Origin of the sequence: Mucilaginibacter aquariorum, assembly GCF_024498135.1 — a bacterium.
GTDB classification, from domain to species: domain Bacteria; phylum Bacteroidota; class Bacteroidia; order Sphingobacteriales; family Sphingobacteriaceae; genus Mucilaginibacter; species Mucilaginibacter aquariorum.
Genome location: NZ_JANHOH010000008.1, coordinates 139921 through 154178, shown reverse-complemented (window position 1 = coordinate 154178; position 14258 = coordinate 139921). Strand labels below are relative to the sequence as shown.

Here is a 14258-nt window from a genome sequence, read left to right as displayed (position 1 = left end):
CTGGTAAATCTATTAATTGACCTACCAGCCATTATACCACAGATGTTAAAGTTTATAGCACAAATGTTAATAGCCAGAATTGGCTATTATTGAGATGAAGATAGACACATGAAACCGATCAATGACAATGCCCTTTACGCATCACCATTGATCGGTTTTTAAATAGAAATTAAAAGGTTTGTCGCGGTCGCAAAGCAATGTATTGCCATCAAATTCCAGTTCCACAGCATGGATAGATGTTGATCTTTATTGTATTACCGGGAACGATGAGATCCTTAATCTTGCACCGCCCATTGGCACCAATGTTAGCTGTTTTACCGGCTCGGTATTTTTAACCGGGCTTTGTGGTAATACACTGCACAAACCGTACTGGTCTACCGTCCATCCGGGAATCGCTTTGCCTTTGGCGATCAGATGTATCGGTGCGCCGTTATTAGTGAAAGGATTATCATCCTTAGGCCATTCGCGGTGTATGATCTTGAAGGAGTTTTCGGGATGTTTTTCATCTACGATCAACCCATAATTCCAGGCCGATGCAGGATGTATCTCATACGACGGCCATTTTTCCGGATCAGCACCGGCCTGCCAGCGGGAATCGCCGATAGCCGTTTTCTTACTATCTTCCTTAATATATCTTTCGTCGATCTTTAAAGAATAAGTTAAAGGGCCATAATTTACGCTCACACTGTTTTTATTTTTCGCCCACTGCCTAACCTTTAATTGCATAGGTAAATGCAACGTCACCTTGTCGCCATTTTTCCAGGTTTTGGTCAGTCGTATATATTCGCCGGTTGAACTGTTCACCTTTACCGGAACACCGTTTATTTTGACAGATGCATTTTTGCACCACGCCGGTATGCGCAGATATAGTGGAAACGAAACTGATTTAGCAGCATTCACCGTAAAATTTACCTGATCTTTAAAGGGATATTTAGTGGTTTCGGTTATGGTAACTTTTGTACCACTGCCAACCTTGGCGTTAACCTGCCCTTCGGTATAAAGCTGTGCTACTAAACCATTATCCGGTGTGCCCATCCAGCTATTCTCTGCATAATAAACCCAACCAGCGGCGTGGTTATGCTGGCAGCAACGACTGCTAAAAGGGTTCATCATTAAAAATGGCCCGCTGTTATCAATGCCCGGGTTATGATTTTTGCCATCGCTGATAACCATATTTGGTGCTGTTAAATAACGTAACGACCTATAATCGGGCATAAAGGCCGCAGAAAACGTATTGAAGGCCACATCCTCGCAATTCTCTGCCCAAAAGCGGTCGCCGGTAATGCCAAGCAACATCTGGTTTGATGTCATTTGTTCTACCATGCCACAAGTTTCTACCGCCTGGCGAGGGTCATCATACCCTTTACGGGCATTTTCATCAGCCCCAAACATGCCACCGGGCACCTGCCCATAAACGTTACGGATCAACTCAAAATCGTTATACGTTGCAGCCAGGTCCTGCGGTTTATGACTTTGCAGATAAAAGGTGGCCGGTTCTCTAAAGCACTGTGCAACGTTTACATTATGCCAGTTGGGCAGATTATTGCCCTGGCGCCAGTTGGCGGTGTTTTGGTCCAGCTTGGTAGCCAGTTCAAGCAAAAACTTATCACCGGTACGATTATAAAGCCAATAAACACTTGCGATATTGTCGCCGCCACGGCTATTCTCCCAATAATCTTCCAATAGTTTATTATCGGGCAGCGATAGCTGGTACCTGAAGTATTTTGTCATGAATGGAATTACACGCGGATCTTTACTGTACTCGTAGTACGACTGCAAGCACCAAAGCATTGGCATATTAGTCCAAAGGTCGCGGTTGCCTTTACGTTCAACAGCAGGGCCAAAGTCGCCGTTATCCCGCTGATTATTTAGCACGGCGTCGATCCAAAACTTTGCCTCGCCGATCATCTTTTTATCGCCAAGCATATAGCCAATGTTGGCATATCCCTTAAGCCAGTAAGGCAGCTCTTCCCAACCATATTCGCCTTTGCCCTCTTTATTAAGCCAGGAGTTGTTAGTTTTTGATAGCCAGATACTAATTTCCCCAAGGTTGCCTGTAAGGCCATCGCGCTGTAGTTCTAATGCTTTTTTCAACCACCCGCCCGCTTTAATACTACCCACGGGCAATTTAACAAAGTATGCTTTTTGCAGGGGTGCACGGTTACTTACATAATGGGCATTTATTTGACCATTATCTATCTTTTTAAGCACCGTGGCTTTAATTGCCTGGGCCGACGATGCTTCCATCCCGGCCCAGTTTAGTATGATTGATAAACAAACAAGTTTGCCAATGCTATTTAAGTATTTCATTCAATAGTGTTTTATTTTGCTAACGCCGGATCATACAATTTTATGTGTTCCTGATGTAATTTATCTACAGGCATCTTTATAAACTTTCGGTCGTAGGTTATAAAGCCATTTACCTCACCTTCCACATCGGTAGTTTGTGTATAAACAGCCGCCGAAAGGCCCTCCCTGATCAGCTCCTGCAACCTGTTGGTAAAAGTGATATATTTTTTAAGGATATCGTCGCCATTTTTAAAATTTTGATAACCCCAATTTTTATTGGACTGCCAGTTATGGCCTTCAACCGGCCAGCCCAAGCCACCAAACTCGCCCAATACTACCGCTGTGTTCTTACCAAAAAGATCCGGGCGGGGCATAGCGGGGTTTGGATAATTGTGCAGGTCTACAATATGGCCGGTTGTATAAAAGTTACCTCCGCTGGCACTATTAACCAATCGCGATGGGTCATTCTTCATGGTCCATTCAGAGATCTCTACCGTTTTAAACTGGCCCCATGCTTCGTTAAATGGCGTCCAAACCACAATGCAGGGATAGTTGTGCAATGCTTTCATGATAGCACTCCATTCTTTACGGTAATAACCCTCAGATTCGGGCGTACGGGCCTTATCTGTTGCCCTGTCTAACACACCAGGGCGGTTCTCCCAACCGTTACCTAGGTCGCCACTCGGCATATCCTGCCAAAGCAACATGCCCATTTTATCACAGTAAGTATAATAACGTGCCGATTCAACTTTGATGTGCTTGCGGATCATATTAAAACCCATCGCTTTTAACTGATCAATATCATAGATCATTGCCTCTTCGGTTGGCGGGGTGTACAAACCATCGGGCCACCAACCCTGATCAAGCGGGCCATATTGGAATACAAACTTATCATTAAGCAGCATGCGCTGAATGCCATGAGCATCAGGCCCAAGTGATATCTTGCGCATAGCAAAATAGCTTTTTACCTCGTCAACCGTTTTATTGTTGCGGATAACGGCCACCTTTAAATCGTATAGAAAAGGATCGGTAGTGGACCACAGTTTTTGATCTTTAATATTTAATACTGCCGTAGCATTTGCGTCAACAATTTTTTCATCAACAACCGTTTTGCCATCAAATGCAGTTATTTTTAATTTGTCGCCGGGTTGGCCGTTGGCAACCTCTGCCGATATAGTAAGTGTTTTATCGTCAATATTAGGCGTTTGTTTAGTGGCCTGGATATGGGTTTTAGCTACACCTTCCAACCAAACCGTTTGCCATATGCCGGTTACAGGCGTATACCATATGCCTTCAGGCTTCTTAACCTGCTTACCGCGTGGCTGAGGGCCGTCATCTGTTGGGTCCCAAACGCTTACTTTAATTTCTTGTTTACTTCCGCTTTTTAAATAAGGGGTGATATTGAACGAAAAAGGATCAAACCCACCTTCGTGTATACCGGCGCTTTTACCGTTCACAAAAACTTCGGCACGCCAGTCTACAGCGCCAAAATGTAACAATACATCCTTTCCTTTAAGGTCTTTATTTAGGCTGATAGTAGTTTTATAAAACAACAGACTGTCCTTCCCTACGGTTTTACCCACACCAGAAATGGCCGATTCAACAGCGAAGGGCACTAATATCTTTCCCGTATAAGTAGCCGGTTCCTTCTGTTCTTTCGGAACTATGGCGTAATTCCATAAACCATTTAAATTTTGCCAGTTACCCCTAACCATTTGTGGGCGCGGGTATTCGGGCAGCGGAGCTTTAGGGTTAATTTTTTCGGCCCAGGGGGTGGTAATTCTGGTTTTTATTAAATGCCAATCGCTTTGCTGTGCATTTACGGTTAGGGCAAAAAACAATAGGGAAAGGCCTAAACTAAGTCTTTTCATTTATAGCGTATAAGAGTGATGAAATGGGGCCATGGTTATGGCCCCTGTTATTAGTAAGTAATTTTTGTTAGTGGCGAAAATATCATATCCTCCACACCATCTATTTTAATACCCACGCGGGCAAAAACATAATTTTGCGTGGGCGATATTGCAGGGATATCTACTGACATAGAAATATTATTAGGGCTTAAAATGGCTGAACCGGCAAGGTCAGTTACGGCAATTTGATCAGCGCCAGATACAAATTGTGTTTTATTGATATATAAGCTTACTCTTTCGATATTCTTAGCATCAGCATCAGTAATTATTTTTTCTATATCAAATACCCCCGTTACTTTACCAGCAGCGGCCGTAATAGATACGTTGCGTAGCATATAATATGGCTGTACTTCAATATCCATATTTTGGGCTCCGCTTATAGTAACCGCCAAAGTATCTCTTTTGCCTGCACTTATCTCTTTCCATCTGAAAGGCCCCTGATTTGGCGGAATGGTAAATTTATAGTTGCCGTTGAAAAGCAATGTTGAAAAGTTACCCTCCTGGTCAAAAGTTCCGTTAATTGGGCCAACCTTACCAAACCCGGGCTGATAGATCTCAAACGGCACCTGGTTATACTCTAAATTTATAGCTTCGCCATTGTAAATTAACCGCCCGCTAAACTTTTGAGCCGGGGCATCGTAATTATCTTTCTTGCAACCCGTGGCCGCAAGTAGTATTACTAATATTATATGATGAAATTTAATTTTCATGGTCATGTTTTAAATTTTACTATTGATTAGGTTGTTTTACAATAAGAGGATTTGCGGATAATATATCGTTCCCAATTTGCGAATAATAATTGCCCAGCTGGAAACGGTTGGCACCTGTTACCGGCGAAGGCAACACCTCTTTAAATAACCACTTGTTGTTGTTAGGACTACCCGGATTATAGTATTTATAAGGCCATAAGCCATAAGGTTGCGTGTTTCTTTTGCGGGCGTTGCCAATGTTGCTAACTAAATCTGTAACCGACATTTGATTACCATCCCATACAACGTGCGCCAGCCTCCAGCGTTTCATATCAAATAAAGTATGGCCTTCAAAGGCAAGCTCTACACGGCGTTCATGAACGATCCTGTCAAACGTTAAATCTCCTGCGGTTAACGGGGTTACAAGGCCTGCACGTGCACGCACCTGGTTTATATACCCAATCGCAATACCGGTTTGCCCAAGTTCAAAGGCTGCTTCTGCTGCATTAAGTAATACCTCTGCATAACGATAGCGAATAAATGCCACATCACTGCCCCTGCCCCTACGGCCCGAACCTACTGTTGGATCAAGGTATTTACGGATATAGAAGCCTGTTTGTGTCCTAAATTCCTGCCCGTTAATTACGCCATCTTTCCCGGTTACCTGTACCGGGGTTGTTGTGCCTGGTAATGGTTTTAAATTTCCGGCATCATTGCTGGTAAGTATACTTCCGTCTGCTAATTGATAACCGGCCCAAACATCGGTTCTTTTGCCCTTAAATAAGCCATTTGGTAACAACACCGTACCAGCCAACCGGGCATCTCTGCCGGCAAATATATCAAGCTGATTGGTATAATAAATAGGGTTGCCGGATGCATCTTTAGTTGGGATAGGCGCATAAGTATTATCCAGTTTTTCAAACGCTTCAACTAAGTTTAACGATGGGTTAAGACGCCCTGCATCCAAACCTTCGTCTGATATAGAAAACGGTTGATCATTAGTAGTAAAACCATGTGTTTTACCCGCATTAGCTTTAAAGTCTTCAATAAAAATAGCCTCCTGATTTACGGTACTTTTATCCAAAAACACGGCTGCAAAATTATCGCTCAGATCTGGCAGTACCCTATACAATTGGTAACTACCCGCTGTTTGAGTGATTATAACCTGTGCCGCGGTTAAAGCTTTTGTATAATAACCCGCAGCAAGGGCCGATGGTATACCAACCTCGTTACCGGGTAAGGATACCTGTGGTGTGGTTACACCATATTTAGCAATAGAACCTGCATATAATGCAGCCCTTGCTTCCATGGCTAATGCCGCCCCTGTGGTTGCCCTTGATTTTGTGTTGACATCATTAGGAAGATCGCCTTTAATGGCCTCGGCTTCGCTGATAACAAAGTCATATATCTCAGACTCTTTAGCGCGTGGTTTTTGCAACGACGTTACATTACCCGAATAATCATATTCTAATGGCTCGGTAATTAAAGGTACACCACCCATTCTTTTAACCAGCTCAAAATAATAATTGGCTCTTAAAAACCGGGCTTCTGCTATAAAACGTTTCTTATCAGCATCAGCAAGCTTAGTAGCAGCGGTAGCGCGCTGTATAAATAAATTCAGGTCGCGGATGTAGGTGTAATCCCAGCTTGACCATTCGCCAAAACCCCAGCCAGTTCTTTGTACAAAAAAGTAGCTTCCGTTTTCTGAGGGGAATGCCTCACTAAAATCAACAAATGATGCCCACCCATTATCAAGCCCCGAAAAATCTACAGTTCGGTTATAAAGATCCCCTAAGATGGAAAGCACCAATGCCGGATCTGAAAATGCAAGCTCTGTGGGCAGTACCTGTTTTGGTGGTACATCTAAAAAATCACTATCTTTTCTGCACGATTCTGTAATAAACAAACCGGCAACTATCGTTATTAAAAATATCTTTTTCATAGAATTTAAACTTAAGGGTTAATTAAAAGGACAAATTAACTCCCAGGTTAATCACTTTACTTTGAGGCACCTGCAGGCCGTTATCATCGGTAGTTTCCGGGTCAACAGCATATTGCTTCAGGTTATCAAACGAGAATAGGTTATATCCATTCACATAAAATCTCGCCCTCTTTATTTTTGCCCTTGCTAATAACTTAGCCGGTAAAGTATAACCAATTTCAATAGTCCGGGCCCTTAAGTATTTTACATTGTGCAGCCAGAAGCTTGAATTACGTTGGCCGTTAAGTTCGTAATCGCTATGACTAAATTGCGGATTTACCCTGTTTGCCGGATATTTACCCTGTATCCATTGGCTATTAACATCATACGGATCGGCACGGTGCCACCTGTCTGCGAAAATGGTATTGAAGTTACCATTATTCTGGAATGCCCATCTCGTTTCCCAATTCTGGAACCAGGTAAAACCTGCACCACCAGAGAAATCAGCATGGAAATCAAACCCTTTATAAGCGGCACCTATAGAAAAACCAAAGTTAATGTTAGGCTGGGTTCCGTATCCAAAGCCTAAAGGGCGCTCGTCATATTGGTCTATTTTACCATCGCCGTTCTGATCTTTATACATCAAATCGCCCGGTATTAGTGTACGGTTACCTTTACCATCATTATTTATCCTGTAATTATTGATCTGTTCCTGCGATGTAAACTGACCGGTAACCTCGTACCCCCAGTCTATATGTGCATACCGGTTTTCATTTGAATTTCGGTACTGATCCCAGGAGTTAAAGAAGAGCGGATTATAAGACTGTAAGTTTTTTTGTCGGCTGTAAGAAAAGTTACCGCCTATATTATACCTCACATCGCCTATGCTTGAATTGTATGAAAGTGAAATTTCCTGCCCATATTGCGCATCGCTGCTTGCATTTTCCTGAGGCAGCGAGTAACCAATTTCAATTGGTACAATAACATCGTTCCTGGTACCCAAAAGGCCGGTACGTTTTCGATAAAAGTATTCAACTGTACCGGTCAGCTTATTATTAAACAAGGTAAAATCTAAACCGACGTTGGTAATTTTACTTCGTAACCATGATATACGGGTTACCGGTATGCCTTTATCACGCGAAACTATGATCGCGTTTCCATCTAAAATAGCAGTACCCATGTTATAGTTGTAACCCGTTAAATACGAGTACGGCGCTATGATAGGATTTGCAGGGTTGTTAGGATCTCTGGCATCCCCCAGCACGCCATATGAACCCCTGATCTTTAAATCATTAATAAAGCTGTTATCACCAAGAAGTTTTTTCATAAATCCTTCCTCAGTGATCCTCCAACCTGCTGATACACCCGGGAAATAACCTACACGTTTATCCGGGGCGAATAAATAGGAAGCATCGCGCCTGCCGGATAGCTGCAGATAATATTTGTTATTGTAATTGTAATCAATACGGGCAATGTAACCTATCCTCGATTCTTTATCGTCCCTGTCCTGGTATTGATCGGCAGTAGGGAAATATATCAAAGGCAGGTTATTTGATATGGGCGAAGCATGGATCCAGTTTCTTAAATGCTGCAGCTCGATACGCTCTGCCACTATTGTACCTGCCACGGTGTGTTTACCAAACGTATTATTGTAGTTTAACTGTAACTGTGTTGTTTTATTAAACTCTTTTACTTGTTCACGCTCTCTCCAGGGGTTTGTACTGCCACCTGTTACATCATATGTATCTGTAGCCGGGCGGTAAGTATACGCGTTGTAGGTGTACTCCTGGTTATTCAATAAATAATCTTCAACATAATAAGAATACAAACCTTTTAAGGTTAAACCCTTAACACCAGGTATATCGTACTCCGCGCCAAAGTTGGCCTGTAAAGCGCGCCTGTCGCTGTGGAAAACGCCTGATAGTTTTTTGTTCAGGAAGGCGTAATTTGATTCGGTATGGCCTATATCATTCAAATATTCGGGGTTATCATTTGCATAAGGCCGTTCTAAAGGCGTGTTCCTTAATACCGCGAATTTCGCTAAACCGTAATCGTCAAGCCCGGGGACGCCTGGGTTTTCAACAGTTTCTATACGGCCGTTAATATTTACATTAGCCCTTAAACCGTTAGCAAGTTTTACCGCTATGTTTGATTGAATGTTTGATCTTTTAAATTCATACTCCTTACCCAACTGTGAGTTTTGATAAAGATTGGTTGCCGAAACGTAGTAGTTAACCCTATCGTTACTACCAGAAAAATTGGCGTTTACAGAATTAAGCGGCGCATTATTATTACTTTTTAAGATGTAATCGCGCCAGTTAAAACTCTTATAACCAGGTTCTGTGCCTGCTTTATATTTTTCTAATTCAGCAGGGGTTATCGTGGTTGATCCATTACTGTTTACCTGTGCTTCTGCCAGGTATCGCATGTAATCATAAGCATTGGTTGCTACATTGGGGAACCTGTAGAAATTTTGAAACCCGGTATAGGCATCAATACTGATACGCGCATCGCCCGAGCCTTTTTTGGTTGTTACCACCACAACACCGTTTGCCGCCTGCACACCATATATTGCAGCTGATGCATCCTTTAAAACGCTGATACTTTCTACGTCATTAGGCGACAGGTTATTAAATTGACTTTGATCTTGTTGAACGCCATCAATAACATACAATGGCCTGCCCATATTACGTATTTGAATATTAGCTGTTGCACCCGGCCGGCCTTCAGACTGCCTGAATGTTACACCCGGAATCTTACCTGCCAAACTAGTACTTACGGTAGAACCCGCGTGTACCCTATCAATATCTTTACTGGTTACACTGGCAATTGAGCCCGTAATTGATTCTCTTTTTTGCGTACCGAAACCCGTAACAACAACTTCCTGTAATGATGAGCTGCTGCCCTTTAGCCTGATACTGAGGTTTGTTTGCCCATTTAATGGCACCTCCTGACTTGTAAAACCAATGTAACTGAATATTAGCACACTATTGGCATCGGGTACGGTAACGGTAAATTTACCGTTTATATCAGTTGCAGTACCTGTTTGGGTTCCGCGCACCCTTACCCCTACACCTGCAAGCGCGGCACCGGTTGTATCGCTTACAGTTCCGCTTACTTTTACCTGACCCTGGGCCGAAACCCTGTCTGATAAAGCCATGCAAATGATGACAAAGCAAATAATAAATACTGATTTAGGGTGCCGTAAGCCATACGGCCAGTGCGAACGAACATCCCCCTCCTGTCTGAGCAGTAAAGATTTTCTCATAGATGAATTTATTATTGGTTAAATTAGTTTTGAAGGCACGAGGAAGCGCCCATCAATTTATAGTGTAAAGAAAACGGATTTATTATCCGTTAATTAACCAAATCATATCAAAAATTAGTCAAAAAGTATCAATATGTTTTTAAACGAAAACCTCTGTTCATATTAAGTATATTTGTTTTAAGCCAACTATTGTGAAACCTATTTACCTACTTTTTTTATTGCTAACGCTGCCGCTGCTGTGTAGTGCGCAAACGTATTATTTTAAGCACTACCAGGTAGAACAGGGCTTGTCAAATAACACGGTTTACAGCTGCCTGCAGGATAAAAAGGGGTTTTTATGGCTGGGCACAAAAGATGGGCTTAACCGTTTTGATGGCTATACTTTTAAAGTATTCAGGCATAATCCGGGCGATAAAAAAACATTGTCGAATAACATGGTGCACGCCATTAGCCTTGATAAGGATGGCAGCTTATGGATAGGCACCGACCAGGGTGTTGATCATTACGACCCTAAAACAGAAACCTTTACACATTTAAACATAGCCGGGAAAGAGGGCGTAAGGTGTATTATTCAGGATAGTTATGACAACTGCTGGTTTATAGCCGGGCCTGCTATAATGAAATACAATAAAAAAACAGAAAAGATCACAGATTACCGGCCATATCAACATTTCGATGCTACATCTCTGGCCTTTAATAATGGCAACCTTTGGATATCAACCGCAGCTGGTACTATTGAGAAACTACAACCCGCCAGCCGCACATTCACCAGCTACGATCTGTTTAAAAAATCCCCTCGGGTAGCATCAAACTATATTGAGAAGATCTTTTACGCGGGCGACAATAAAATATTTATTGGTACCACTACCCAGGGCTTTAAACAGTTTGATTGCACAACCGGCACTTACCGCGACATGCTGACTTATAATGCCGATAAGACGGAAGTATACGTACGTGATTTTGTAAAGTACAACGATAATGAGTATTGGATAGCAACGGAATCGGGTGTGTTTATCTACAACATGAATAAAGGAACTTTTACCAATATCAAAAAGCACTATAACGATCCCTATTCTCTGTCAGACAATGCCATTTATATGCTTTATAAAGATATTGAGGGTGGGATATGGGCAGGCACTTATTTTGGCGGGGTAAACTATTATCCAAAGCAACATTCATTATTTAACAAATATTACCCGGCAGAAAAAAACACTTTACAAGGCAATGTAGTGCGCGAAATATGTAAAGATATGTACGGTAACTTTTGGCTGGGTACCGAAGATAACGGACTAAACAAACTCTCGCCGGATAAGAATACCTGGACACATTACTATCCGGGTGTATCTAATGGCATATCAAATTCAAATATCCACGGCTTGTTAGCCGATGGCAATTATTTGTATATAGGCACTTTTGAACGTGGCCTTAATATTTTTAATATTAAAACGGGCAAAGTTGAACAGGTATTTATAGCGGGTGCCGACAAAAATGCGTTAAAAAGCAACTTTATAATCACCTTCCTTAAAACCCGCGCAGGCATTATCCTGGTGGCAACTACCCGCGGATTGTACCGGTACAACACTGACAGGAAAGATTTTACACTGATAGATAAAGTACCGCCCAATGATTTTTACTATTCGATAATAGAAGATCATAACGGTAAAATATGGTTAGGAACTGTTCGGGATGGAATTTACTGTTACGATATTAACAATAATAACAGTATTAAGCTGCCCAATACTTATCCTGTTAAAGATGCATTGAACACTTCCTCTGTTAATGGCATATTTGAAGATAGCAACAACAACCTATGGTTTGCTACCGAAGGTTTGGGCCTTTGGTGTTATGATACGGATCGCAGATCTTTTAAATATTACGACTCAAACAACGGGCTACCCAGCAATTACACTTTTAAGATCCTGGAAGACAATAACAAAAACTTATGGGTGAGTACCACCCGCGGGCTTATCTCTCTTAACCTTGATAACGATAATATAAAGGTTTACACAAAGGCCAATGGCTTACTAAGCGACCAATTTAATTATAACTCGGCCTTTAAGGATACAGATGGCACTATGTACTTTGGATGTGTTAAAGGCATGATCAGCTTTAACCCTGCACTTTTCACAAAAAACGAATTTGTGGCGCCGGTATATATCACCGGTTTCCAGGTACATAACCGCGAAATTTCAGTTAAAGGAAAAGATTCATTACTTAAGCACTCTATTATATGCACCAAAAAGATAAGTCTTAACCACAACCAGTCGTCATTTAGCATTGATTTTGCCGCATTAAGTTTCCCTTCTCCAGAAATGACACAGTACAAGTACATAATGAAGGGACTCGATAAAAGCTGGACAGCCCTTAAAACCAACCGGAAGGTTTACTTCACGCAGCTATCGCCCGGGCATTATACCTTTACTGTAATGGCTGCCAATAATAACGGGGTATGGGCGAATAAAGAAACTACCATAGAGATTGAGATAGCACCACCTTTTTGGAAAAGCATATGGGCTTACATAATTTATACCTTACTGCTTGCGGCTATTATTTATTACCTGCTAAGGCGCTATCATATCAATATAAGGCAAAACAATGAGCGCCTGATACAGCAATTGGAAAGTGATAAAGAAAAAGAACTGTACAATGCCAAAATTGAGTTTTTTACTAATGTAGCGCACGAAATAAGAACCCCCTTAACTTTGATTAAGGCACCCATGGAAAAGGTTATGAAAAGGGCCGCCCAGGTTCCGGAGATACAGGGTAACCTTAGAATAATGGAACGCAATACCGACAGGTTGCTTGAACTAACCAACCAGCTACTGGATTTTAGGAAGACCGAAACCAGCGGCTTTAGTTTAAACTTTGTTAAAACAGATATTACCGAACTGCTTACCGATACTTATTCGCAATTTAAAACCATTGCCGAGCAAAAAAGCCTCCGCTATGAGCTTAAGTCCCCGGGCAAAGTTTTGTATGCCTATATAGATATCGAAGCGTTTACCAAGATCATCAGCAACCTTATCAATAATGCTATTAAATACGCTTCCTCTGTTATTGAAATTGAGCTGATGGAATCAACAGACCAGGACGCTTCATTTACTATAGTTGTTAAAAACGATGGATACCTGATACCGATTGAACTGCGTGACAGGATATTTGAACCTTTTTTCAGGATGAAAGAATCTGAAAAGCAAACCGGCACAGGTATCGGCTTGTCATTATCCCGGTCGTTAACTGAGCTGCATAAAGGTTTACTTTTTTTAAGTGATTCAGTCGATAATTTTAATATCTTCACTCTTACATTGCCGATCCACCAGGAAAAAGAATTTGACCTACATAATACAGCCGATTATTATGAGCATTCTGACATTGTAAACCGAGAAGATAATTTTGACTTTATGAAACCCCTAATATTGTTGATAGACGATAATCCGGAGATACTGGACTTTCTTGAAAATGAGCTGACGGAAAAATATGCTGTTATTAAAGCAATGAACGGACAGGAAGCCCTTGATAAAATAGAAGTAGAGAATGTACATCTGATCATCTGCGATGTAATGATGCCTGTTATTGATGGCTTTGAGTTTTGCAAGCGGGTTAAAACTAACTTCGACAATAGTCATATACCTATTATATTACTAACTGCCAGAAACACCCTGCAAAGCAAGATTGAAGGTTTGGAAGTGGGTGCTGATGCTTATATAGAAAAACCTTTTTCGCCCGAGCATTTACAGGTACAAATAGCCAACCTGCTTATTAACCGAAACAAGATAAAAGATTACTTTGCAAGTTCGCCGCTGGCCCATATTAAAACAATGGCTTACTCAAAGCCCGACGAAAGTTTCTTAGATAAACTGAATGCTGCTATCTACAAAAATATACAGGATGCCGATCTTGATGTGGAGCTTATAGCCAGTTTAATGAACATGAGCAAACCTACCTTATACCGTAAGGTAAAGGCCATATCAAATCTTACTATACACGAGTTGATCAACATAACACGCTTAAAAGCCGCTGCTAAATTAATTGAGGAGGGCGATTATAAGATCTACGAAGTTGCCAATATGGTGGGTTATAGCTCCCAATCGCAGCTGGGTCGCAACTTTTTAAAGCAGTTTGGCACCACACCTACAGAGTACCAGCAAAGCAAACGTGCCAATAAGGTTAAATTATTTTAA

Annotated in this window: 6 protein-coding genes; 1 reads left to right on the top strand and 5 read right to left on the bottom strand. The window is 41.7% G+C overall.

Annotation, left to right across the window (positions count from 1 at the left end; all coding sequences use genetic code 11):
• Nucleotides 1–246 precede the first annotated feature (246 nt).
• The 5 genes from NPE20_RS21600 to NPE20_RS21580 are packed head-to-tail and all read right to left on the bottom strand — an operon-like array spanning nt 247 to nt 10077.
• Nucleotides 247–2310 (bottom strand): beta-L-arabinofuranosidase domain-containing protein, encoded by a 2064-nt coding sequence (locus NPE20_RS21600; RefSeq protein WP_256540786.1) that lies wholly within the window; start codon nt 2308–2310, stop codon nt 247–249.
• A gap of 11 nt (nt 2311–2321) precedes the next feature.
• Complete coding sequence (locus NPE20_RS21595) at nt 2322–4160, bottom strand: glycoside hydrolase family 2 protein (protein WP_256540785.1); 1839 nt, start codon at nt 4158–4160, stop codon at nt 2322–2324.
• A 50-nt stretch (nt 4161–4210) separates the two neighbouring features.
• Nucleotides 4211–4909, bottom strand: coding sequence for a DUF3823 domain-containing protein (locus NPE20_RS21590; protein WP_256540784.1), 699 nt, complete (start codon nt 4907–4909; stop codon nt 4211–4213).
• 19 nt (nt 4910–4928) lie between these two features.
• Nucleotides 4929–6830, bottom strand: coding sequence for a RagB/SusD family nutrient uptake outer membrane protein (locus NPE20_RS21585; protein ID WP_256540783.1), 1902 nt, complete (start codon nt 6828–6830; stop codon nt 4929–4931).
• Between the two features lie 22 nt (nt 6831–6852).
• Entirely contained in the window at nt 6853–10077 is a 3225-nt protein-coding gene (locus NPE20_RS21580) for a SusC/RagA family TonB-linked outer membrane protein (RefSeq protein ID WP_256540782.1), read from the bottom strand.
• A 191-nt stretch (nt 10078–10268) separates the two neighbouring features.
• Here NPE20_RS21580 and NPE20_RS21575 point away from each other — a divergent pair, with 191 nt between their 5' ends.
• On the top strand, nt 10269–14258 hold the full coding sequence (locus NPE20_RS21575; RefSeq protein ID WP_256540781.1) for a hybrid sensor histidine kinase/response regulator: 3990 nt from the start codon (nt 10269–10271) through the stop codon (nt 14256–14258).

What these genes read in the sequence shown, in the direction of transcription:
- NPE20_RS21595 (WP_256540785.1), bottom strand. Translation starts at nt 4,160, where the DNA reads ATGAAAAGACTTAGTTTAGGCCTTTCCCTATTGTTTTTTGCCCTAACC.
- NPE20_RS21590 (WP_256540784.1), bottom strand. Translation starts at nt 4,909, where the DNA reads ATGAAAATTAAATTTCATCATATAATATTAGTAATACTACTTGCGGCC.
- NPE20_RS21600 (WP_256540786.1), bottom strand. Translation starts at nt 2,310, where the DNA reads ATGAAATACTTAAATAGCATTGGCAAACTTGTTTGTTTATCAATCATA.
- NPE20_RS21580 (WP_256540782.1), bottom strand. Translation starts at nt 10,077, where the DNA reads ATGAGAAAATCTTTACTGCTCAGACAGGAGGGGGATGTTCGTTCGCAC.
- NPE20_RS21585 (WP_256540783.1), bottom strand. Translation starts at nt 6,830, where the DNA reads ATGAAAAAGATATTTTTAATAACGATAGTTGCCGGTTTGTTTATTACA.